A 22,673-nucleotide genomic window follows, 5' to 3' on the forward strand; every position below is an offset into this window, starting at 1 on the left:
CTCTCCTGAACAATAATTATTGCAGGGAATAAATAACGGAGTATAAAGTGAATTACATTCTTCTTAATGAGTGGATTGGAATAAATTTGTGATAGGAGTGAACCCTGTCTCTTTGGAGAGATTGAAACGGCTCAGGAGATGTTAGTTAGGGGTTGAACGACGGTGAGGTTTAACCTTGATGGTTTCCCCACCAACCTTGCGTGTGTAAGGTTTGACAGTGACAATTTTCTTGCCTTTAGCCGTTTTCGCCATAATTATCACCTCCCTGCTTCTTCAAGTACAGGGTTCTTTTGTATTATAGCACAAATTACCTTGAAAATAGTAAAATAGTTGGTGGTGGAGAGGTATAATGTCAAAGATTGTAGAATATAGTAATAGTATAAATAATCTACAAGGAGTAATTCATGGACAGAAGCATTATGGGGTACAATATCAACATCATCCAACAAGGTGACCAGTTTAAAGTTGAAGTTCCTACTCTAAATAAAGAATTCAAATGTCAATCACTTGGAACTGCACTGATTCAAATTTACAAGCAAACTGTTGACCATATCAATATGCTAGAATTGAAAGGTAGTCTTATACCAAAGCCAGATAACATTGAAAATTTTCACGGTAAATTGCAATACGATATGTTCATGGTTAATAGAAAAATATCGAGTTATGGTTATTGTATAATATCGGAATTCATGAAGAATGAAGAATTTAGACAAATTGAACAAATGTTAAATGATTTAGATGATGACTCGGAAAATGAAAGTAAAATTGGTCAAATGCTTTCTGGTAATATAATGCTACCTGCTAACAGAGCGTTAATGATGACTGCTGTAATAATGAAAACAAAACATGTATCAGATTTTTCACACTTAATTGAAAGAGCATACATGCAACTAATGCTATGTGATTTTATTTCTGTTACGATGATTTTGACTCCTGTAATAGAAGGAATATTTTCTAAATTTATTGGACATGATCCGACATCTATCAAGCCGGTTCAGAAGAAAAAAGTATACAGGAAATTAGCTGAATTGCAGTACCCAGACACACCACTTATGAAACACCCTTACCTGTTTGACGAATATATCAGATGTTTTATTGATATATGTGATGACGTATTTTTTAATACAACTGATAAGGCCGAAGAATCGGATTATTTTAATCGTAACTATATTACACATCTTGCAGGCAGTGAAAGGTTTTATAGCAGAAATAACGCTCTAAAGATTGTACTATTATTAGACCTAATTACGTTTATTATTTCTTATGCAGATGGTAAAGACTACTTATTTAATAAAAATAAAGATGACAAAGATTTTCAAAAAAGATGGAATTATTATGTTTACTTAGTGGAAAAAAGTATTATGCCGATTAAAAAGGTTGAATACGATCTATTTATGGAACATAAAAACTTTAAAGGATATCTGTAAAAGCATCTATTATATAGATGCTTTTTTATTTTTGAGAAAGGTATAGTCGGACTGTTTGTGTATTACAAAGTGTAATAGAAATCAGGCTATAGAAATAAATCCTACAGCCTGTACTTTATTAAACACTTTTCTTTGCTTCTTCTCGTGTCCAAAAAGTTTCTCCACAGGTAGTACAAGCATAATCACCAGTATGCGCACTTCCATAGTACTCCCTCTCTAATGAATGGTCACACGGTGGATTTCCTTTTTCATTCCACTTTCTTTTACGTTCAAGAGCTTCTTTAAATTGCATGTTGCATGCCTCCTTTGATTTGATATTGATAGTCTACGCAATAGTTACAAACTTTATTCACTATAACTAGTTAAGGAGTATATAAAATTAAATGACCAGGAAGCCAATTAAACTATGCAGCATTACTGCTTGCAATGAGTTGACACTTGAACAATATTGTGACAAGCACAAGGATGAAGAAAACCAGGAACGGTATGAGCGCAATAAGTATTACGACAAGTATGTGAGGGATGAAAGACATAAGTTTTATGATAGTAAGGAGTGGAAAAAGGTTAGAAAGGTTGCCTTTAAACGTGACAATGGATTGTGTCAGGTGTGTTTGAAGGATGATAATAAGATTACAGCAGGAGATATTGTTCATCACATTGTGGAGTTACTAGACGGAGAAGAAGGATGGAGTAAACGATTGGATTTAGGTAATCTAATTACGGTCTGCCGTAGTTGTCACAACAGAATACATAGTAATAAATAAAGATAATATATTAATAATCTATCCAGTGAGTCAGATATGGATTAGATTAGATTCAACAAGATAACAAAATAAAAAATAATAGAGAAATTGTCTAGAAAAACAGGAAATAAAATTTTGAAAAATAAAAATAAGACAACGGGGGATAGTCGGAAACTTAAAATTAAAAGTTTAGTAGCCGGCGAGTGAGCACAAAAAATACAAAGTTCGTATTTGAAACCAATCAGGGTCAATATTAGTACTAATATTAATACTAAAAAAGGTTATTCCACAAGAAAGGAGATGTTTACAATGGTAAGAAAAGCAATGCCTACACACCTGCACCTTATTAATGATAATAAGTCACACCTGACTAAAAAAGAAATTGAGCAGCGACAAAAAGCAGAAGAATCAATTCAGTTTAAATCAGATAATATTAAACCTCCATCGTGGCTTTCGGTTGAAGGTAAACGGCTGTTTAAAAAGCTTATCAAAGAGTATGAACACAATGAGATTCTTGCAAATGTCGATGTGTATTTAATGTCAATGTATTGTGACGCTTTGGCGGATTATATTGAGTGTTCAAATATCATTAAAGAAGAAGGGTTAATGATGGAGCATACAAATAAAGCAAAAGAAACTAATCGTGTTCCTCATCCATTACTCACAAAGAAGAAAGCATTATTTGACCAGATGAATAAAATAGCTTCTGATTTTGGGATGTCACCTACTGCTCGTGCAAGATTGGCGATTAACCTACAAGCAGATGAAAGTGATGATGACAATAAGTTCAGTGATCGTTTGTGAGTAAAGAATTAATTGAACGTGTTTGGGATTATGCAAACGATATTGTCTCAGGAAAGATATTGGCCTGTAAGAAACATATTCAGGCATGTGAACGTTTCTTTGGTGATATGGATAAAGTAGAAGATGAAGATTTTCCATATTATTTTGATGTACAAGAGCTAATTGACTTCAATGATTGGGCTTTAACATTCAGACATAAAGAGGGAATACTGGCAGGACAAGCTATTGAATTAACTGATTTCCAATTATTTATTGTGGCAAATATATTTTCATGGAAGCGCAAGGATAAGCACACGAGAAGATTTAAACGGGCATATATTCAACTGGCTCGGAAGCAAGCAAAGTCGCAATTACAGGCTCTCATAGCTTCATACGTTGGATTTTTAACTAATGAGAAACAGCAAATTTATATTGCAGGTATCACGAAAGAGCAATCTAAAATTGTGTATCAGCAGATGTTGGATCAGATAAACGAAGTTAAAATACTAAAAGGCAAATACACAACCAGTTACGGGATTACAACTCATTTGAGAAGTGGTTCAATTATTCAACCATTATCTAAGGAAGCAAGAAAGACTGGGGATGGGAAATTTCCATCATTGGCTATTATTGATGAGTACCATGCTCATGAAACAGACGAGATTTATAATGTATTGTCTTCAGGTATGGTAGGTAGACAGAATGCTTTGATCGTTGTGATCACCACCGCAGGATTAGATTTGAATGTTCCTTGCTATCGAGAATATCAGTATTGTTCAAAGATACTTGATCCAGCTAATTCAATTGAGAATGACGATTATTTTATTTTAATTTGCGAGTTAGATGAGGGCGATGATATTAAGGATGAGCGCAATTGGATTAAAGCAAATCCGATAGTCGCTACGTATGATGATGGTATGGAAGATTTGAGGAGCCGTTTTAAAATAGCATTAGATCAACCTGAAAAGATGAATGAGTTTATGACTAAGAATCTAAACATATGGGTTCAAGGTAAGAAAAGCAGTTACATGGATTTAAAACGTTGGAATGCTTGCGGCTGCCGTACTGATGAATCACCTGATTTAAAGAATAAGGAAGTTTATATTGGAATTGACCTGTCCAGTACGCTCGATCTAACGAGTGTAGCCTTCTTAATTCCGCAAGCCGATGGAAAATTATTTGTAAAAGGACACTCCTTTTTACCTGAAGAAGCACTACAATCACATGTAAAATCAGATAAAGTACCGTATAAATTATGGGTTGAACAGGGATGGATTTCTACTACACCTGATGCAGTCGTTGATTATCGGTTTGTTCAGAAGTACATAGAGGATATTGTAAAAGAAAATAACTGGACTGTTATTGCTGTTCTGTTTGATGACTGGAATGCTTCACAATTCACAAATGAGATGACAGATGCAGGTTTTAAAATGGTCAAGGTAATACAGGGTATGAAAACATTAGCACCTGCCACAAAGGATTTCAGGGATAAAGTATTTAAAGGGGAAATTGTACATGAGAACGATCCTTTGATTCAGTGGGCGATGAGTAATGCGATTACTAAGGTAGATCATGCAGGTAATTTCATGTTAGATAAATCAAAATCAACGGAGAGAATTGATCCAGTTGCTTCTATTATGACTGCATATGTCATGGCAGCCAATCATGAATACAAGAAAGACCTAAATAAATATATAACTGATGCTTATTTGGATAAATTGGGATGGTGAAAATGAAAATAATAACTAAATATATTGAGGATTTCCTCATAATCATAGGCACATTGCTTATCTGTTTGGCTACATTTCTTATTAGTGTGGTGGCAGGTATCTATGCAATAGGGCTTTTTTGCGTTGCATACGGTGTTTATTTTGCAATAAATCCAATGAATAGAGGGAGGTGAGAACAAATAAATGGCTCTATTTAGAAGAAGTGAGAAAAGAGAAGTTGTATCGTTAAACGATCCGTCATTCAGCAATATACTAGGTATCACAGCAGATGGAAATAAAAGTGATAAAGCGACAGAAGCAACTGTATATTCATGTTTACGTATCTTATCTGAAGCAGTTAGTAAATTACCTTTAAAGTTGTATCAGGAAGCGAACGATGGAATAACAAAAGCAACAGAACATTACTTGTATACATTATTGAAATTGCGGCCAAATCCTCTAATGTCTTCTTCAACGTTTTGGAAAGTGGTTGAATTTAACCGCAATTATTACGGACACTCAGTTGTATATATTGAGACAGAACGTACAGGAAAAGTGAAAGCACTCTATCCATTAGACATGAATAACGTTGAAATTTGGATTGATGATAAGGGGATTATTGGTCAAGAAAACGCTATTTGGTACATTTACAAAACGGCAAAAGGTGAAATTAAAATTAAACATAATGAAGTTTTACACTTTATGGGGATGACTAAGAATGGTATTCAAGGAATGGCGATCAAAGATTACCTGAGTACACTTGTAGAAAGCGCACAATCGGGGAGCAACTTTATTAATAAATTCTACAAACAGGGATTATTCTCTTCTGCAATATTAAGTTACACAGGTGACATTTCACAGGAAGCAGAAAGAGCAATGGTTGATCGTTTTGAACGTATGGCGGCAGGTGTACAGAATGCACATAAGATTCTTCCTTTACCATTAGGATTTGACATGAAAACAATGAATACATCAATGGCAGATGCTCAGTTTTTAGAGATCAACAGGCTAACGATTCAACAAATAGCAGCCGCATTCGGTGTAAAAATGGGTTCATTGAATCAATTAGACAACTCTACATACGCAAATATTGAATCACAGCAGCGTGAATTTTACGTAGAAACATTACAGTCAACGCTAACAGGACTCGAACAGGAATTAACGTATAAACTTTTAACTTCACTTGAGGTGCAAAAAGGATTCTTCTTCAAATTTAATGTTGATTCAATGCTACGTGCGGATATTAAAACACGTTATGAAGCGTACAATCTTGGTTTATCAGGTGGTTTCTTGACAGCAAATGAGATTAGACAGAAGGAAGATATGCCGATTGTTGCAGGTGGAGATGAATTAATCGTAAATGGATCAATGGTCAACTTACAAAATGTTGGTGCGGCCTACAATGATAAACTACCTTCACCGAAAGGGGGTGATGTAGATGGAGAAGAATAAGGAGATTAGAAATTTTGATCTTGGTGGGATTGAAACTAGAAACGATGAAACAAGTAATGAAATTGTCATTGATGGTTATGTAAATAAATTTGATAAGCCGTCACAGTTCATGGGGTTCTTTGAAAAAGTAACAACGGGTGCATTTACCCGTTCATTAAAGGAAAATCAAGATATTCCAGCTTTGTATAACCATGAATCAGGCAGACCATTAGGTAGAACATCAAATGGAACATTAAAACTTTGGGAAGATGAAACAGGATTGAGATTTTCGCTAAAGCCAAACATGGAATTATATTATGCAAAAGATATGTTACAGCTTATTAATGCTAATGAAATTAGAGGAATGTCTTTTGGATTCGTGGTAAACGAAGATAAAATTGATATGGTTGACGGTGTAGCACATAGAACATTACTTGATGTTGATTTATTAGAAGTCAGTTTAGTATTGAATCCTGCTTATTTAGATTCAGGATTTGATGTGGCTCAAAGAAGCATAGATAACTGGAAAGAAGAAGTACATAAAAAAGAAAGAAACGACAAATTAAAACGGAAATTGATGATTGAACTGGAATTAAATTAACAGTTCTTTTTATTTTGCACTAAAAATTAAAATTATAAAGGAGATAGAAAGAGAATGAAAATTACAGACGAAATGAAACAGCAATTGACAGGTGTTAAAGAAGAAGTTCGTGCGCTATTAGGTGAAAACAAAGTAGAAGAAGCAGAAGTCAAAATGGAAGAAGTACGTGCATTGGAGAAAAAGATTTCTCTACAAGAAGAGTTGGATAAACAAGAAGAACGTGAAGTAGAAACTAAAATTGAGAAACGGGGAGTAGTAGAAATGGGTAAAGTTGAAGTTCGTGATGTATTTGTTAAAGCAATTAAAGGTGGAGCATTGAATGAAGAAGAACGTGCGCTTGTACAAGCAAGTGTGGATACTCAAGGTGGTTATCTAGTACCAAAAGAAATTTCTAATAGTATCGGTGAATTGAAACGCCAGTATAAATCAGCAAAAGAATTAGTTGAAGTTATTCCAACTGGAACAGAAAAAGGTTCATTCGTCATTGAAGAACTGGCGAACGTAACTCAATTGATTAATTTTGATGAGGATAATACTGGTCTTGCTGAACAGACTCCAACATTCAAAAATATTGAGTATGCAATTAAGAACTATGGTGCAATTACACCAATTTCAAATTCATTGCTACAAGATGAAGCAGCGAATTTACTTGGTTATATCACAAGCACATTTGCAAAGAAAGCTGTTAAAACAGAAAATGCTAAAATCTTTGCTGCTTTGAAAACAGGTAAGGTAGCGAAAGTGGTTACAGATGTAGCATCACTTAAAAATATCGTTAACATTGACCTTGATCCTGCAATCAAAGACGCTTCAGTTATCGCAATGAACCAAGATGCTTACGCTAAATTGGATGAAATGGATGATACAACTGGCCGTCCACTATTGCAACCAGACCCAACAAATGCAACAGCTAAAACATTGTTTGGTCTACCTGTACATGTATTCTCTAATAAAGAATTACCATCAGTTGCAAATAAAGCAGGTATTTTCATCGGTTCACTTAAAGATGGAGTAAAATTCTTTGATCGTGGCGTTTATGAAGTGGCTCTTTCTAAAGAAGCAAATTTCACTAAAAACCAAACTACTTCACGTTGCATTGAGCGTTTTGATGTTGTACAAGGTGATGCAGATGCTTACGTTTACGCTGAAATTGATGTAACACCTGCCGTTTAAGGAGTGATATAAATGTTGGATTTATCCGATATTAAAAATTATTTAAGAGTGGATGGGGAAGCAGATGATACTTCCCTTACTTCTCTTAAACAGGCGGCCATTCTTTATATTGAAAATGCCATTGGTTACGTTGTAGATGAATTGAATGATCTACATAGATTGGCAATATTAATTTTAATTGCTCATTGGTATGAGAATAGAGAAGCTGTTGGAAAAGCAGATAAATTAGCTTACTCATTTGAAAGTATTCTATTTCAGATGAAGTACGGAGGTGGAACAAGTGAAATATAAGGTATTGAAAGACTTTATTGATAAAGAAACAAGCGTAAAACACGAAGCAGGTTCAGAATATGAAGCTAATACTTCACGAGGTAAAGAATTGATTGATCTTGGTTATCTTGAAAAGGCAGTCAAAAAGACGGTGAAGAAAGATGAATTCGAGTAAGTTTAATAAAAGAATCGAGTTTTACAGAGAAGTAACGACAACCGATGATGAAGGATACAATGTTGCTGAATTAGAAACAGTTAAAATCGTATGGTGTATGGTGAAAACAATGACAGGTAAGGAATTTCAAGAGGCAAACGCTACTCAGAATGAAGTTACTATTCGTTTTGTCATTCGATATACGACTGATATAACTCCTGATTTGCTCATTGAATACAAGAGTAGGTTATTCTCCATTCTCTCAGTTATTAATGATGATGAATTAAATAAAACTCTAACCATTGTTGGAAAGGAGTTGGTCTAAGTGGCGATTCAGTTTACGGGAATGGAGGCGTTGCTTAATGAAATTTCAGGCATGGCGAACGTTGAACAAGCTAAAGAGAAAGCGTTAGATGCAGGGGCGGCGTATATACAACAAAAAATAGCTGATAATACAAGACGTTCAAACATTAATCACGCACATGCGGCTGATAATGTAAACATTGAGAAAACAGCAGATGGCAGGGTAGTTGGTTATGCACCTGAACATTTTTACATGATGTTTCAGGAGTTTGGTACAAGAAATCTATCAGCAAATCCAGTGGTGCAGCCTACATTTGACAGAGAAAAAGACAATTTACAAACTGTCATGTCAGATAAGTTGAAAAGTGAGTTGGGCATAACATGAGTGTACAGAAATTAGTAAACGATACGCTTAAATTAACAGGTGTTCCAGTCGCATTTCAACGGTATAAAGGTGTAGAAAAGTCGTACATAACCTTCTTTATCTTTAATGAAAGAGGAACGGCATTCGCAGATAATGAGGAAATCCAAACAGCACATAGTATTCAAGTTGATTTATGGTCAGATGGCTCTTTATCAGCTTTGACTAATAGTGTGAAAGCACTAATGAAAGAAGCAGGATTTAAACGCACACTGGTCATGGATGGTTTTGAAGAGAACACAGAAATAAACAGAAAAATATTGAGGTTCAACTATTCGGAAAGTCATCAATTGTGATGGCTATTTTTTATGGACAAGCATTAAACAAAAACTTAAATCTAAAGGAGATAATTTAAAATGTCAGCAATTACAGTAGGATTAAAAAATTTCGTATACAGTGTATTAACAAGTGATAGTGAAGTAGGAGCAGTTTATGGTGAAGTAAAATCAATCGCAGGTATTACAGAGGCAAGTATTACACCTTCAAGCAACAGTACAACTCATTATGCAGATGATCGTGCATATGCGGTAGCGACTAAAACAGGTGAAATTGAATTTGAAGTAGGTATTTCTGATATTCCAACTGAAGATCAGGCAACACTACTTGGTCATCATGTAGATGCTAATGGTGTTCTAGTAAAAGGCTCAACTGATGAAGCACCTTACGTTGCAGTAGGTTTCCGTTCGGATAATTCAGACGGCAGCGAGAAATTGGTATGGTTGCTTAAAGGTAAATTCCAAGTAGGAGCTAACTCATTCGCAACGCAATCTGATTCAGTAGAATTTCAAACGAAATCACTTTCTGCTAAATTCATTCAACGTGATTTTGATGGTAAATGGGAAGTTTCAATTAATACAGGTGATGAGGGAGTATCTGCACCTGCAATTACTTCATTCTTCACAGCAGTATACTCACCATCTGAAACACCAACAGTTTAATAATATTTAAAACATGAGGGTAGTCATTACGGCTGCCCTTTTATATTGATTAATTTAGTGAGCTACTAGAAAAATAATACATAAGAAAAAGGAGATTATTATAATGATCAAAATTGAATTTAAAAAAGAAGTTATTGAAGAAGTAGAAGTAAACGGTGAGATTGATTTCGTAGAAAAAGTTGAAAAGAAAATTTATGCCGCACCAAATCCAAAGATGGTAGTTTATCGTAGATATTTAGAACTTGAAGTGAAAGGTGTAAGTCGTATGGAAACACCTGATGATACTGATGAAATGGCTATGCTTATTTGTACTGCTTTTAACAATCAGTTCGATATTAACGAACTTTATGAACATATTGATGTCAGTGAATTTGTTGGCATCATTCAGAAGATTGTAGAAGCATCAGCAGGAGAATCAGTAAAAAATCAAGCTAAAGAAGATCATCCCGCAAACAAGGGAAAGTAACAAAACCTCCAAAAACAGTAGAAGAACAGTACGATGACATAAAAAAAATGTATCGTTCACTGTTGGATAGTGGATGGAGAATGAATGAAATTGATGATATGGATTACCTATTCTTCTTTGAAGTAATGGATACGAAAACAAATAAAAATAATAAAGAAGTAAAAGGCTTTATTGACCAAATATTATAATCCACATGTTTAATTAGGTGATATATCTATTTAACATCTGTTTAACATCTACTTATACCTAATTAAGTATGTAATAAGCAGATGTTAAACAGATATATCACCTTTTTTTGCAATTTGGGTTATTGGTTAGTCACTTTAGGAAAGGAGGAAGTTGAATGGCAGGACAGGCACAAGTAGGCGCATTACGAGTCAATCTTGACTTAAATAGTGCTGATTTTACACAGGGAATGCAGTCTATAAACCGACAACTAAGAGGATTAAACTCTGAAATGAGTGCAGCTAGAGCAGCAAATGAGGATTTTGATACTTCTTTATCAGGTATGAGACAGAGAAGTGAAATTCTAACTAGAACATTTCAAGCACAAAGAACGAGAGTAAGCCAATTGGGGCAAGAATATCACAGATTAGCACAGGCGCATGGTGAAAACTCAGCAGAAGCACAAAATATGTTGGTGAGATATAACAATGCACAGGCTACAATGGATCGCACAAGTAGAACTTTAGAAGGGTTAAATAGACGGATTACTGATGCTGAAGATCATTGGTTGCAACTTAGTAACCGAGTTGGAGAAGCAGGAGAACGGATGCAAGAAGTTGGCGGCAGAATGAAAGACGTTGGCTCTGGAATGACAGCAGGTGTTACCGCACCACTAGTAGGTTTAGGTGTTGCCGCATTGAAAACTGCCTCTGATTTTGACTCATCAGCAGGTAAAATTCAAGCACAATTAGGATTGACAGCCGCAGAAGCTAAAGAATTGAATGGTACAGCAACTAATTTATGGAAACAAGGTTTCGGTGAAAGTATTGATGAAGTAGCAGGTAATTTAGCGACTGTATCTAAGAACATGACGGAGATTGACCCATCAAAATTAGAAGATACGGCAAAGGCGGCTCTATCTGTTTCAGAAGCATTTGATTTAGACATGAATGAGGTTACTCGATCAGCCAATCAATTGATGAAAGATTTTGGCATGACAAGTGAAGAAGCATTCGATAGCATTGCGAAAGGTATGCAAAGTAATCTGAATAAAAATGGGGATTTCCTTGATACTCTCCAAGAATATTCACCTCAATTTAAAGCATTGAGATTCAGTGGAAGTGAGTTCTTTAATACCCTTCAAGCAGGAGCAGATGCAGGTGCATTTTCGATGGATAAAGTTGGGGATGCCGTAAAAGAATTTAATATTCGTGCAAAAGACGGATCAGAAGGAACAGCCGAAGCATTTACAGCATTAGGTTTCAATGCAGGAGAAATGTCTAAAAAATTAGCAGGTGGAGGTAAAGGCGCACAGGAAGCATTTAAACAAGTAGTTGGTGAATTAGGCAAAATTGAAGACCCAATTAAGAGGAATACGATTGGCGTACAACTGTTCGGTACGCAATTTGAAGACCTAGAATCCGATGTTGTCACAGCATTAGGCACAACGACAGGCGAATTTGATAATGTTAAAGGTGCGGCTGATAACGCAAGAAAAGCAGTAGAAAAGACGTTTAGTGAGAAGTTACAGGTGACATTACGTAAGGCTCAGGCGGCATTATTGCCATTAGGTGAGGTATTGCTTGATATGGCAGATGCAGTTCTACCTAAAGTTGAATCTATTATCACAAAAGTATCAGATAAATTTGAAGGTATGTCTCCTGTTTCACAACAATTAGCCGTTGTTTTCGGTTTAATTGGGGCGGCAATTGGCCCACTATTGATTGTAATTGGAACAATAGTTTCAGCAATCGGTTCGATAGTTACAGCAGTAGCACCTACAATCGCCGTTTTAGGTAAGCTGAAATCAGCATTTTCAGCAATAAGGTTAGGTATGCTTGCATTTACAGGGCCAGTTGGCTTAATAGTAGGTGGACTTGCTCTTATTGGTATTGCTGCCGTTAAAGTAACGAAAGAGATGAAGAAACCTGCAATTGAAGTAGAAGGTTTTGGTGATAAAGTATCAAAATCAACTCAAAAAGCAGTTCAAGGTTATCTTGATTTAGAATCAAAAGCCAAAGTATCAATGATTGGTATTGGTGTTGTTACAGCAAGTGAAGTAGAGAAAATTACAGCAAATCATCAAAAGATGACTGATACAATTTTAGCTGAAATGGACAAACAACATGCAAAACAACTAGAGAAAACAACGAAATATTTTGCTGATTCTAACGCACTCACACAGGCAGAAGAAGCCGCAATAATTGAAAAACAAACTAAAAATAATGAAGCACAGGCGCAAGCTATAACCGATGGTCAGGTACGCATTGAGCAGATTCTTACGAATGCAAAAAATAATAAACGTGGTATCACTGAAGCAGAAGAAAAAGAAATAGCAGCCATTCAAGACAGAATGAAAACTACTGCCGTTGTAACAATGTCAAAATCTGAAACTGAACAAAAGGTAATCCTTGAACGGTTAAAAACAGAATCAGGTAAAATAACTGCATTGCAAGCCGCAGAAGCCGTTGCGAACTCTGTTAAGCAAAAAGATGGCGCAGTAAAAGAAGCAAACGATCAGTATAACAAAACAATGGCAGAAATTATTCGGATGCGTGATGAGTCAGGTATCATTACTACTCAACAAGCAGACAAGATGATTGCAGAAGCCCAAAAGCAACGTGACGGTTCAATTACCAAAGCAAAAGAAACTCATACTGAAGTTGTCAAAGAAGCAAAAGCCCAAGCAGGTGAACATGTAGCAGAAGTCGATTGGACAACTGGACAAGTTAAATCTAAATGGGACATGATGAAGACTGATGTTGTAGCAAAAGCAACGGAAATGAAAAACAACGCAGTATTGAAATTTAAAGATTTGAAAACAGATGTAGAAGGTATCATTAATGGTCTCAAAACTTTCTTCACTAAAACGATACCTGAAATCGTTAATTTTGTAATTAGATCAATCGGAAATATGGTTGTAGACGTTAGTAAAAAATGGGATGAAGTCAAGAGAAAGACGGAAAGTATTTACAATGGTATTAAATCCTTCTTAATGACCCTATGGGAAAATACAAAGAAAGAAATCACTAACCGAGTAAATGCCATTCGTACTAATATTGAAACGGCATTTAATAATGCAAAATCAAAAGTTGAATCAACCATAAACACATTGAAAACAAATCTGATGAACGCATTCACTTCTATTCGTACAGAAATTACAAATAGAGTAAACAATGTAAAAGATAACATAATTGGTGCATTCAATACAGCTAAAACAAAAGTTGAAACACTTGTCGGCAATATTAAGTCTTCAACGAAAAAATTATGGGATGACATTGTTGGTGGAGCAAAAGCATTACCAAAACGTATTTCAGACGGTATTTCTGCTATGGCAGGTGGCGTAATAACAGGCGTAAATTCAATGGTGAATAAACTTGTATCAGGAATTGGTAAAGGATTAAATGGTGCAATTGACGGTCTAAACTGGGTTTTAGGTAAGATCAATGTTAAGAAAATTGATTCATGGAAAATACCTAAGTATGCGAAAGGTACACATTCTCATGCAGGCGGTCTTGCAATGGTCAATGATGGAGCAGGTAGCAACTATCAAGAATTAATCCATACTCCTGACGGTAAAATCGGAATGGCAAGTGGAAGAAATCAGATACTTAATCTGCCTAAAGGTACATCTGTATTATCAGGTGATAAGACAAGTAAATTACTATCAAGTATACCTAAGTACGAGGATGGTATTGGTGACTTCTTTAGCTTCTTAGATAAGCCGAAAGATTTATTAGACAAATTGTACACTAAATATGTTCCGAAAATTGATTTAAAAGGTACATACGGTGACATTGCCAAAGGTGGATTGAGCCATGTAAAAGATAAATCATTGGATTTCATTAAAGAGAAATTAGCATCTGTTTTTGTTGGCGATGGATTTACTGGTGAAATGGAAAAAGACCCACATAAAGTAGGTCGTGGTGCAGGTATGGGCGGTATGATGAAATACGTTGAATACTGGTATAACCAAGTAAAAGAGCGATTTGGTAAAACTCATTTTATGGGTGGTTTCGCAGATCGTGGCATAGTTGGTAATGCTAGTGTGAAATCTATGCACGCATACGGTAGAGCATTTGATATTGGCGGCAGTCATTCAACTATGTCTCAAATTGCTGAATTTCTAAGAAAATCTGCTCAGAATATTCAATACGTTATTTATAACAGAAAAATTTCATCAGCAGGTGGAGGATGGAGAGCTTACACTGGAAGAAACCCACATACGGATCATGTACATGCAGATTTTAAAGCATCATCACCAGTTATTTCAGGTGGCGGTGGTAGTGCAGGTAACGGTACATTCCCTATTCTTGGTGGCGTAAAAGATTCAGCAACAGGCGGTGGCGGTGGTTATGGTTATGGGCCAATTAGAGCAAAAGGTTGGTTAGCAAAATCATTAGCCGCAACAGGTAAAAGTCAAGATTTCCTAGATGAATTAATGACGGTTGCTTATTACGAAAGTAAATATAATCGTGATTGGATTAACAATTGGGATAGCAACGCAGATAAGGGACAACCTTCACAGGGACTTATGCACACTATACCTGACACATTCAGATCAAATGCGTTATCAGGTTATGGAAACATCTTAAATCCAGTACATAATGGGATAGCAGCCATTCGTTATCTTGATAAGCGTTATGGCGGCATTGCTAAACATCCTGGCTTAAAAAGTATCGCAAGAGGTGGAAGTTATAAGCCTTACGCAAACGGGGGAATCGTCACAAGTCCGCATTTAGGATTAGTTGGCGAAGCAGGTGATGAAGGTATTATTCCATTATCTCTAAGTAAACGTGGAATTGCCTTAGATTTGTGGGAAAAGGTAGGTAACATTATTGGTGCGTTTAAAGTACCTTCTTTCAATAATATTCCGTCATTTGGTGGAGGTAATATTCCATCTTCAAACAATAGTAACACACAAAATATTAATGTGACATTGAATTATTCAGGATCAGCTTCAGAAGCAGATGTAAATCAGATGCTTGATTTGATTGAAAATGGACTATCAAAACGCACTAATATTAGAATGATGATGCAAGGAGTGTAAGGATGAAATTAATCACAGAAAAAGAAACAATTTTAATAAAAGATTATGGGTTGAAGGTGTTGAATTATTTCATTCCTTCACCTTCTTTTGAAAATGTCACAGAGAAAATTGATGGAATGGATGGCGAATTATTAATTGATTCACATTTTACTTCAAGACAAATTTCAGTTGAAATGTTAATGATAGCCGACAATATACAGGGATTATACGATCTGAAATATAAATTCAACCAACTCTTTGCCAAGCGTGAAGAGTTTTTTATTGTGTTTGATCGTGAAAAATGGAAACGGTGGAAGGTTAAATTGAGTTCACCTGTACAATGGGAAAATTCCTCTAATACAACAGCATCGACTGAAGTAGAGTTTATTTCCTTTAGTCCGTTTGCTGAAAGTATAGGGACAACATTAAATACGTCTAATGAAGATAGTTATATTCAACAGTTTAAGAATGGGATTTGGGACGGTTTTGAACCCACAGTACAATACGAATTTAATGTAAATAATTTTTCAGTATTTAATGATTCAGATGTTGTGGTCGATCCTAGAGACAAGGATTTAACAATTCAATTTAAAGGGGCATCAACTAACCTTAAAATTGAAAATGTCACAACAGGCGATGTATTTGAATATACAGGCTCAACAATTGATACAGATGTAATTGAATTAAAGGGAGTTAGACACCTGAAAAATGATGTATCTATATTCAAAAATACGAACAGAAAAACTATTTCACTTGAAGTAGGTTGGAATGACTTCATTGTAACTGGAAATACGGGGGATTTTGAGGTTAGTATCGACACAAGATTTTACTATATGTAAAAGCAAGGGACTTGAAAGAGTCCTTTTTTATTTTAATTTTGAAAGGGGAATATACATAAATGGAAATTAATAAACAAACAATTACAGTTGATTTTAAACAAAATACGGTTGCACCTATTCCGCACTATACACAATTTGATTCTAATACAGTTGAGTTTGTCGTAAAAGATGCGGGGATTGCTGCTGATCTATCAGGTGTTAATGAAATTACAATGAATTATAAACGTCCTGATGGAGTGGTTACATCACGCATTCTGTCAGCAGTAGGCAATATTATTACATACGAAATTGGAAATGAAGAAATGTCTGTTGCAGGTTACGGGGAAATGGTGCTTCAATTTTACTTTAATGATTCAAGAATAAGCACAAAAAGAATCAAAATATACTTTGGTGAATCATTAGGAACAGCTTTTGAAAATGGTGCAGGTTATCCACTAGTTCAGGAGTTGTTTACAGAAGTAGCAGAGACAGTTGAAAGGGTTACGGATGCAGGTAATTATGCAATGGAAAAAGGAGGTGAAGCTTATACTGCGGCTGAATCAGTGAAAATCAATTGGCTCACACCAGTTGCAACATTTAATGATATTGCGACAACTTATCCTGATCCACAGCATGGAGATACAGTACATGTAACAGACATAACTAAAGTTTATCGTTTTGAAACGGGCATTGGATGGATGAATACTCACGAATATAATTCAAGCACTATTGATTATCTTGTTGGTGAAGTGGAAGAAGTTGAAGCTGATCTTCAAATCATAATTGGAAACGATGGCGAACCTAAATTTACACCATTTGATATTACAAGTGATACTACTATCGTTTTAGATTCTAATGCTAAAAGTGGAAAGTTAAACGTAGGTGTTCGTGGTAATACAGCTAATAAGAAATCACTTAAAAATGTTGAAGTAAAAGTTAAAAGTCCAGATAACCTAGAAGAAAGTAAATTGTCACTTAAATGGAAAGTTGGAGAAGGTAGAAGCACCAATGGAGTGTTTGATTCTATTCTTGGTGGTGGCTATGAAGATTTAACAAGTTGGAACACAAGACCACGAGCAATCATTACATTTGATGATGGTTGGTCAAGTCAACATGATTTAGCTTATAATTACATGAAAACAAAAGGCATTAAAGGTACGATATATACTGTTCCAACTTTTGTAGATCAGACGGGATATGTAACAAAAGCACAATTGGACGCAATGTACGCTGATGGATGGTGTATTGCGAATCATACTTATACTCATCCTAATATGGGTGCTTATACGTATGCACAAGCATACAGTGAAATTGAGCAAACGAAGAATTGGTTACAAACGAACGGTTATACATCAGGTCTCAGACATATTGCATTTCCAAATGGAGCTTCTAATGCAGATGTTAAGCAAGCATGTAGAGATTTAGGTCTTACTACGGCTAGAGATATTGGTAACTCACTTGCATCAAACTTCTCTTTAACAGACACATTACAATCTTTAGTACCTATTACGTGTGGTCTTGGTACAGGTGCGGCTAGTGATTTTGCAGCAGTCAAAACTCAAATTGATAATGCCATTGCTCAAAATAAAGTATGTATTATGATGTTTCATCGAATTTTTAATGTTGCAGGAGAAGGTGGTTCATCGACAACAGATGGAATGAACTTTGTTTATGATGATCTTGTACAAGTAATGGATTATTTAGTATCTGTTGGTATGGCTACTGAAACGATAGACGAATTTTACAATAAATTAGATGCTGAAATTCAAGATTACAATATAGGAAAACAATCAATTGAATTTAATGGTGGTTATCAAGAGTTTCAAAGAACAGGTAAAATCGTGCTTGATGGTTCATTGGATTGGGGCGAACCAATACTTTTTAATGAGAACATGTCCAGAATACATTTAGATGGATTTTCAACGGCTTATCCTGACGTTTCTAATGCAATAGATTCAAACCACACTAGTTTCAATAACGTATTTGACTTTGTTAAAGATGTTTATATCAATCCTGATAATCCATCCAATAATCAAATGGTTGTACACGCAAATGGAACTTTATACATATCAATTGATAGAACTTATGCGGAAGCGAATAATTTATATACGATAGCTGCCTATAAAACGTGGTTGAATGCTAACCCAATAACATTTATTTATGAAAGAATAACACCAATTACTATTCCATCAAATGTGACAATCACAACGAATGGAGAACCTGATACATCATTACGAAGTTTTGGTGAAGGTTCAGTAATTACAGTAAGCGTAGATGGTGATTCTGCACCACCAGTCATAGTCGAGAGTCATCCTATCAGAGAATATAATGCTATTGAGGATGTAGAGTCTGAAATTAATGAAGTTGCGGTACAAAATGTATCAAAAACAGGTGATACAATGTGGGGTACACTTGAAGTACCATCTGTGAAAACAGGAACACATACACTTGAACATCATCAGATTGAAGGTGAAGATACAGAATTAGTTACCATAAGACGTGATGGTGAAAACTACACGATTTTAGAAGTAGTTGCACCAGACAGAGTAGTAAATGGACATAGAGAAGCTACTCTTACTCTAATGAGAGAAGTTGATCCTGACACTGGTAGCCCTGATTTTGTTGATTTATACAACATGAATTATATAGATGGAAAACAAATGGGTATTCGTGTACAAACTCGTGGTGTAGGCGGCATTTTACGTGACTTTGTTTTTGATTTTAACAACGGTAGTGGAGTTATAGAAGCCATGCGTGTGAAGCCTGATAAAGATATTATTTATCGTGGAAACGCTCGTTATCAATCAGCAAATGATCAGATAATTGAATTTCAAGATGCAAATGGAGATCGTGTTGGTTACTTTGGTCGTATTGTTTCAACGGCAACAGATAAAATATCACTTTTCAACAGTGTCGGTGGCAATAACGTTGAACTGCATGACAACGGCTCTACTGTGTTTTATTCTCCAACAGGTGACTTTTATGTTTATCTCGATACTGGCGCAATGTTTGTAAATGACAGCAAAGTTCAAACGCAAGATTTAACTACACTTAGATCACCAGATGGTAGCGTATGGAAGGCTTCTATTGATGATACAGGTGTTGTTTCATGGATAAAACAAGTGTAATAAAAATTAATGTTCCAAAACTTTTAAAAAGATGGTTCAATTTCTGTGTTTACAGCACTTTCTGGCTATGCTATTTTTGACTGTGGTAATCATGTAAACATCTTATTATGCAAGGAGAAATTGTGTTTTGCTACACCTAACAGATAAACAATTAATAGAAGCATACACTAGAGCCATTAAGTTCAATTTGAATAAAGAGTTTCTTTTTATCCTAAAAGAAGAAATCGAAAAACGAAATCTTTCTATTCCTCAAAAACCGTCGTAAAAGACTTATGTTATTTACTTGTCAATCGCTGTCGCTCTTTTTCAGCGTTGGAACTTATAACCAAAAATGTTATAAGTTCATTTTTTTGCTGTTTAAACATAATCCTTTTTAGGAATTAATAACCTCTACTTTTGTTGTGCATACTGAATAAAAAAAAGAGGCGGGATTTTATGTCATGGACTTACGATCATTTCATCAACACTTTTTTCCTTGTTATTTTTATGTTTGTTGCAGTGGCAGCACTAACAGCCGTACTTGCTCGTACACCTAAAAAGAATAAGAGGTGATGGAATGACTTATGTTTACACTTTATTCGCTTGTATCCTCTATTTGCTTCTCTTTACTCCACTGCCGTATTTAGCTTACAAAAAGAAGCATTATAAAATATTTTTAATTTTAGGTTTGGGTGCTGTTGTAGGTTATTTTGTCACTATTGTAAATCCGCCCTTACCACCAGATGGCTTCGATGAATTTGCATGGATGAAGTTAATGAAAATGCTTGTATTACCCGTCTACCTTATTGGTGTGTTGTCTTGGATCGTGTTAATCATTAGTACAAAGATAAAAGGCACGTGAAAACAATGATACTGAATAGTGATGCGAAAAACTTATTCCATTGCTTTTATTTTTTTTAGGTAAAGATAGAAGCAATAAACAAAGAGATAAGGAATGAGATAGGAAATAAAAGTCCATAAGATATTCCAGTCGTTCCCGTATACGACTATTCCGATTAAATAGAGTATTCCCTCCATCAAAGTTGTGAAAAATGTCATTAGAAAAATAATGAGATATGGGTGTTTGTTTTTCCTTATAAAAAAAATAAGATAACAGCCTAAAATAGGATAAAGCCCTAAGTTTAAAGGTGTACCAATTAAGATTTTAGGTGTAGTGAAAGGATAAGTGTTCCAAAAATTAAAAGAGAATCCTAATTCATTTATAAGAAACGCATTAACTGAAGCGAATGGAGCGATTAAAGGAATGAATTTTTTATCTTGTCGGTGAAGATGCAATAATCCAATAATCCACGGAACTATAAATGTAGCAGTAATTAAAAAGTACATGGATCGGACTCCTTTCCGTTACAAATAAGTAAACCTGTCGTATTTAATCATCGGTAATAGTATCAGTGTGTCCAAATTTCATAGGTTTTTGCACGTGGTTCTTATTGTCGTTAATCGCGTACTGAAAACCTATGATTAAATTGATTTTTGGAACAGATAAGAAAGGAGAGTTAAAATATTGCTTACAATTACGAATGGAAATAATTGTGAGCCATTAACGAAATTTCAAAATGCAGAAATTAATGAAGAAGTAAATGGGGAATTCATGCTTTCGTTTACTTCTATTTTGCATGTTGAAAATTATGGTCACAGTTTAATTGAAGAAGAAGCCATTGTTGAACACGATGGTCATGAATTTAAAATTGTTGATATTAATGAAAATCAATACAGTAAATCAGTCACAGCTATTCACACTTTCTTTAATTTAGGTAAAAAGTGGAAGTACACTATTAATGGTGGTACAAAAACGGTATCTGATGTAGCTAATTGGCTTTTAGAAGGTACAGGTTGGACATGGGAAGTACAGGGTACTATTCCACCACAAGTATTAGAGAACTTTGGAAATGGCAATGTAGTAAATCTCATTAGACACATGTGCAAAGAGTTGAAATGTGAAGTGAAGATTATGCCAAATAATCATCTAGTATTTGCACAACAAATTGGTACAGACAATGATTTTCAATTCCGTTTTAAATACAACACGAAAACATTACAACGTAGCGTGAATACGAATGATCTTGCAACAGTTGTCAAAGGCAATGGCGCAAATGGATTAGAAGTAATTTACACATCGCCAAATGCTAGTATTTACGGTGAATTGGAAGCAGAGCCTATTTCAGATGAACGGTTTACTTCTGCCGAATCTTTAACTAATTACATCAAGGAACAGTTAATGGATGCACCTGAAGTAACAATTGATATTGAATTGACGGAATTACAAAAGGATTCTTTTGAACTTGGTGAAACTGTTTGGGTAATTTATGAGCCGATGAATATTGAATTTCAAACACGAATTATGAAATATAAAAAGTTTCCTTTTTCAAGAAAATCACCAGTTGTTACTTTATCAACCGTACCAAAAATATTTACGGATCAATTGGTTACACAGCAAGTAGAAATTGATGAAAGTAAAAGAGAATTTCGTTCAAGATTTGATCAGACGAATGAACTTATTACACTTGAAGTTGAAAGATTAGATGCAGGTATTGTTGAAGCCTACTCAAGAGTTGAAGTAGGTGATGAGAGGGTAACATTGGAAGTCGGCAGGATTGATGGGGAACTAGGGACTTTACAGAGTGATATTAATGTACTGTCAGAATCCATTACCCTGCAAGTTTCACAATTAGAGGATGATCTCAGTAGTCTAGAATCCACTGTAAGCATTCAAGCAGGTGAAATTAGTAGCAAGGTTGAACAATCTGATTTTACGGGAAATAAAATTGCTTCTCTAATTAATCAAACAGCCACAACGATTACACTTGATGCAAGTAGGATTAATTTAGATGGAATCACAAGGGTTAATAAAATTTTATATATCGGAGAAGCAGGAAGTAATGCAGAAAATAAATCACTCGTATTTAATAACTATGCAGGTTTAGAAACATATGCAGGTACAAATTCTTTAGAGGTGACTGCGTTCGGTAATATTTATTTAGGTGGAGATGAGATTCGATTCGATAAATATAACGGCGGCACTGGCGCACACATCAACTTATCAACAGCAAGAAGTATTAATTGGGGTTCTCATGCACCTAATACAACAGCAAAATTTGGATAAAAGGGAGGGAT

The 22,673-nt window shown here is 35.1% G+C and carries 22 protein-coding genes; 20 read left to right on the forward strand and 2 right to left on the reverse strand.

What is annotated here, in order from left to right; translation table 11 throughout:
• Positions 1-404 precede the first annotated feature (404 nt).
• On the forward strand, positions 405-1,427 hold the full coding sequence (locus ACZYRN_RS04035) for a hypothetical protein (protein ID WP_488910195.1): 1,023 nt from the start codon (positions 405-407) through the stop codon (positions 1,425-1,427).
• Positions 1,428-1,545: 118 nt separating this feature from the next.
• Here ACZYRN_RS04035 and ACZYRN_RS04040 read toward each other — a convergent pair whose 3' ends face one another.
• Positions 1,546-1,719, reverse strand: a complete 174-nt coding sequence (locus ACZYRN_RS04040; protein WP_488910196.1) for a hypothetical protein — start codon at positions 1,717-1,719, stop codon at positions 1,546-1,548.
• A 91-nt stretch (positions 1,720-1,810) separates the two neighbouring features.
• Between ACZYRN_RS04040 and ACZYRN_RS04045 the strand changes: the two genes are divergently transcribed.
• The 18 genes from ACZYRN_RS04045 (at position 1,811) to ACZYRN_RS04130 (ending at position 20,400) form a co-directional block, all read left to right on the forward strand.
• Positions 1,811-2,191, forward strand: a complete 381-nt coding sequence (locus ACZYRN_RS04045) for an HNH endonuclease (RefSeq protein ID WP_488910198.1) — start codon at positions 1,811-1,813, stop codon at positions 2,189-2,191.
• A 279-nt stretch (positions 2,192-2,470) separates the two neighbouring features.
• Positions 2,471-2,974, forward strand: coding sequence for a phage terminase small subunit P27 family (locus ACZYRN_RS04050; RefSeq protein WP_488910543.1), 504 nt, complete (start codon positions 2,471-2,473; stop codon positions 2,972-2,974).
• On the forward strand, positions 2,971-4,683 hold the full coding sequence (locus tag ACZYRN_RS04055; protein WP_488910199.1) for a terminase large subunit: 1,713 nt from the start codon (positions 2,971-2,973) through the stop codon (positions 4,681-4,683). The genes ACZYRN_RS04050 and ACZYRN_RS04055 overlap by 4 nt, the downstream gene beginning before the upstream one ends.
• A 183-nt stretch (positions 4,684-4,866) precedes the next feature.
• Positions 4,867-6,114, forward strand: a complete 1,248-nt coding sequence (locus ACZYRN_RS04060; RefSeq protein WP_488910200.1) for a phage portal protein — start codon at positions 4,867-4,869, stop codon at positions 6,112-6,114.
• Entirely contained in the window at positions 6,101-6,694 is a 594-nt protein-coding gene (locus tag ACZYRN_RS04065; RefSeq protein ID WP_488910201.1) for an HK97 family phage prohead protease, read from the forward strand. The genes ACZYRN_RS04060 and ACZYRN_RS04065 overlap by 14 nt, the downstream gene beginning before the upstream one ends.
• Positions 6,695-6,748: 54 nt before the next feature.
• On the forward strand, positions 6,749-7,867 hold the full coding sequence (locus ACZYRN_RS04070) for a phage major capsid protein (protein WP_488910202.1): 1,119 nt from the start codon (positions 6,749-6,751) through the stop codon (positions 7,865-7,867).
• Between the two features lie 12 nt (positions 7,868-7,879).
• Positions 7,880-8,158 carry a head-tail connector protein gene (locus tag ACZYRN_RS04075; protein WP_488910203.1) on the forward strand — a complete coding sequence of 93 codons (279 nt, stop codon included), beginning with the start codon at positions 7,880-7,882 and terminating at the stop codon, positions 8,156-8,158.
• Positions 8,148-8,312 (forward strand): hypothetical protein, encoded by a 165-nt coding sequence (locus ACZYRN_RS04080; RefSeq protein WP_488910204.1) that lies wholly within the window; start codon positions 8,148-8,150, stop codon positions 8,310-8,312. The genes ACZYRN_RS04075 and ACZYRN_RS04080 overlap by 11 nt, the downstream gene beginning before the upstream one ends.
• Entirely contained in the window at positions 8,299-8,616 is a 318-nt protein-coding gene (locus ACZYRN_RS04085; protein WP_488910205.1) for a phage head closure protein, read from the forward strand. The genes ACZYRN_RS04080 and ACZYRN_RS04085 overlap by 14 nt, the downstream gene beginning before the upstream one ends.
• A complete protein-coding gene (locus ACZYRN_RS04090) occupies positions 8,617-8,979 on the forward strand; it encodes an HK97-gp10 family putative phage morphogenesis protein (RefSeq protein ID WP_488910206.1) in 363 nt (120 codons plus the stop codon).
• Positions 8,976-9,311, forward strand: a complete 336-nt coding sequence (locus ACZYRN_RS04095) for a hypothetical protein (protein ID WP_488910207.1) — start codon at positions 8,976-8,978, stop codon at positions 9,309-9,311. The genes ACZYRN_RS04090 and ACZYRN_RS04095 overlap by 4 nt, the downstream gene beginning before the upstream one ends.
• A 60-nt stretch (positions 9,312-9,371) precedes the next feature.
• A complete protein-coding gene (locus tag ACZYRN_RS04100) occupies positions 9,372-9,953 on the forward strand; it encodes a major tail protein (RefSeq protein ID WP_488910208.1) in 582 nt (193 codons plus the stop codon).
• A gap of 103 nt (positions 9,954-10,056) precedes the next feature.
• Positions 10,057-10,419, forward strand: coding sequence for a phage tail assembly chaperone G (gpG, locus tag ACZYRN_RS04105; RefSeq protein WP_488910209.1), 363 nt, complete (start codon positions 10,057-10,059; stop codon positions 10,417-10,419).
• A gap of 343 nt (positions 10,420-10,762) precedes the next feature.
• Positions 10,763-15,634 (forward strand): phage tail tape measure protein, encoded by a 4,872-nt coding sequence (locus ACZYRN_RS04110; protein ID WP_488910210.1) that lies wholly within the window; start codon positions 10,763-10,765, stop codon positions 15,632-15,634.
• 2 nt (positions 15,635-15,636) lie between these two features.
• Positions 15,637-16,452, forward strand: a complete 816-nt coding sequence (locus ACZYRN_RS04115; protein WP_488910211.1) for a phage tail family protein — start codon at positions 15,637-15,639, stop codon at positions 16,450-16,452.
• A gap of 59 nt (positions 16,453-16,511) precedes the next feature.
• Positions 16,512-19,559, forward strand: a complete 3,048-nt coding sequence (locus tag ACZYRN_RS04120; protein WP_488910212.1) for a polysaccharide deacetylase family protein — start codon at positions 16,512-16,514, stop codon at positions 19,557-19,559.
• A gap of 127 nt (positions 19,560-19,686) precedes the next feature.
• Positions 19,687-19,824, forward strand: a complete 138-nt coding sequence (locus ACZYRN_RS04125) for a sporulation histidine kinase inhibitor Sda (RefSeq protein WP_488910213.1) — start codon at positions 19,687-19,689, stop codon at positions 19,822-19,824.
• Between the two features lie 291 nt (positions 19,825-20,115).
• A complete protein-coding gene (locus ACZYRN_RS04130) occupies positions 20,116-20,400 on the forward strand; it encodes a hypothetical protein (protein WP_488910214.1) in 285 nt (94 codons plus the stop codon).
• A gap of 32 nt (positions 20,401-20,432) precedes the next feature.
• On the opposite strand, the gene ACZYRN_RS04135 is transcribed toward ACZYRN_RS04130, so the two are convergent.
• Entirely contained in the window at positions 20,433-20,885 is a 453-nt protein-coding gene (locus ACZYRN_RS04135) for a CBO0543 family protein (RefSeq protein WP_488910215.1), read from the reverse strand.
• A 178-nt stretch (positions 20,886-21,063) separates the two neighbouring features.
• Here ACZYRN_RS04135 and ACZYRN_RS04140 point away from each other — a divergent pair, with 178 nt between their 5' ends.
• Positions 21,064-22,662 carry a phage tail protein gene (locus tag ACZYRN_RS04140; protein ID WP_488910216.1) on the forward strand — a complete coding sequence of 533 codons (1,599 nt, stop codon included), beginning with the start codon at positions 21,064-21,066 and terminating at the stop codon, positions 22,660-22,662.
• Positions 22,663-22,673 lie beyond the last annotated feature (11 nt).

This window comes from Domibacillus sp. F004 (assembly GCF_057814295.1).

Coding starts and splice junctions, on each gene's coding strand:
- ACZYRN_RS04135 (WP_488910215.1), bottom strand. CDS start 20,885: ATGTACTTTTTAATTACTGCTACATTTATAGTTCCGTGGATTATTGGA.
- ACZYRN_RS04100 (WP_488910208.1), top strand. CDS start 9,372: ATGTCAGCAATTACAGTAGGATTAAAAAATTTCGTATACAGTGTATTA.
- ACZYRN_RS04075 (WP_488910203.1), top strand. CDS start 7,880: ATGTTGGATTTATCCGATATTAAAAATTATTTAAGAGTGGATGGGGAA.
- ACZYRN_RS04065 (WP_488910201.1), top strand. CDS start 6,101: ATGGAGAAGAATAAGGAGATTAGAAATTTTGATCTTGGTGGGATTGAA.
- ACZYRN_RS04035 (WP_488910195.1), top strand. CDS start 405: ATGGACAGAAGCATTATGGGGTACAATATCAACATCATCCAACAAGGT.
- ACZYRN_RS04070 (WP_488910202.1), top strand. CDS start 6,749: ATGAAAATTACAGACGAAATGAAACAGCAATTGACAGGTGTTAAAGAA.
- ACZYRN_RS04110 (WP_488910210.1), top strand. CDS start 10,763: ATGGCAGGACAGGCACAAGTAGGCGCATTACGAGTCAATCTTGACTTA.
- ACZYRN_RS04120 (WP_488910212.1), top strand. CDS start 16,512: ATGGAAATTAATAAACAAACAATTACAGTTGATTTTAAACAAAATACG.
- ACZYRN_RS04040 (WP_488910196.1), bottom strand. CDS start 1,719: ATGCAATTTAAAGAAGCTCTTGAACGTAAAAGAAAGTGGAATGAAAAA.
- ACZYRN_RS04130 (WP_488910214.1), top strand. CDS start 20,116: ATGACTTATGTTTACACTTTATTCGCTTGTATCCTCTATTTGCTTCTC.
- ACZYRN_RS04115 (WP_488910211.1), top strand. CDS start 15,637: ATGAAATTAATCACAGAAAAAGAAACAATTTTAATAAAAGATTATGGG.
- ACZYRN_RS04095 (WP_488910207.1), top strand. CDS start 8,976: ATGAGTGTACAGAAATTAGTAAACGATACGCTTAAATTAACAGGTGTT.
- ACZYRN_RS04060 (WP_488910200.1), top strand. CDS start 4,867: ATGGCTCTATTTAGAAGAAGTGAGAAAAGAGAAGTTGTATCGTTAAAC.
- gpG (WP_488910209.1), top strand. CDS start 10,057: ATGATCAAAATTGAATTTAAAAAAGAAGTTATTGAAGAAGTAGAAGTA.
- ACZYRN_RS04045 (WP_488910198.1), top strand. CDS start 1,811: ATGACCAGGAAGCCAATTAAACTATGCAGCATTACTGCTTGCAATGAG.
- ACZYRN_RS04085 (WP_488910205.1), top strand. CDS start 8,299: ATGAATTCGAGTAAGTTTAATAAAAGAATCGAGTTTTACAGAGAAGTA.
- ACZYRN_RS04050 (WP_488910543.1), top strand. CDS start 2,471: ATGTTTACAATGGTAAGAAAAGCAATGCCTACACACCTGCACCTTATT.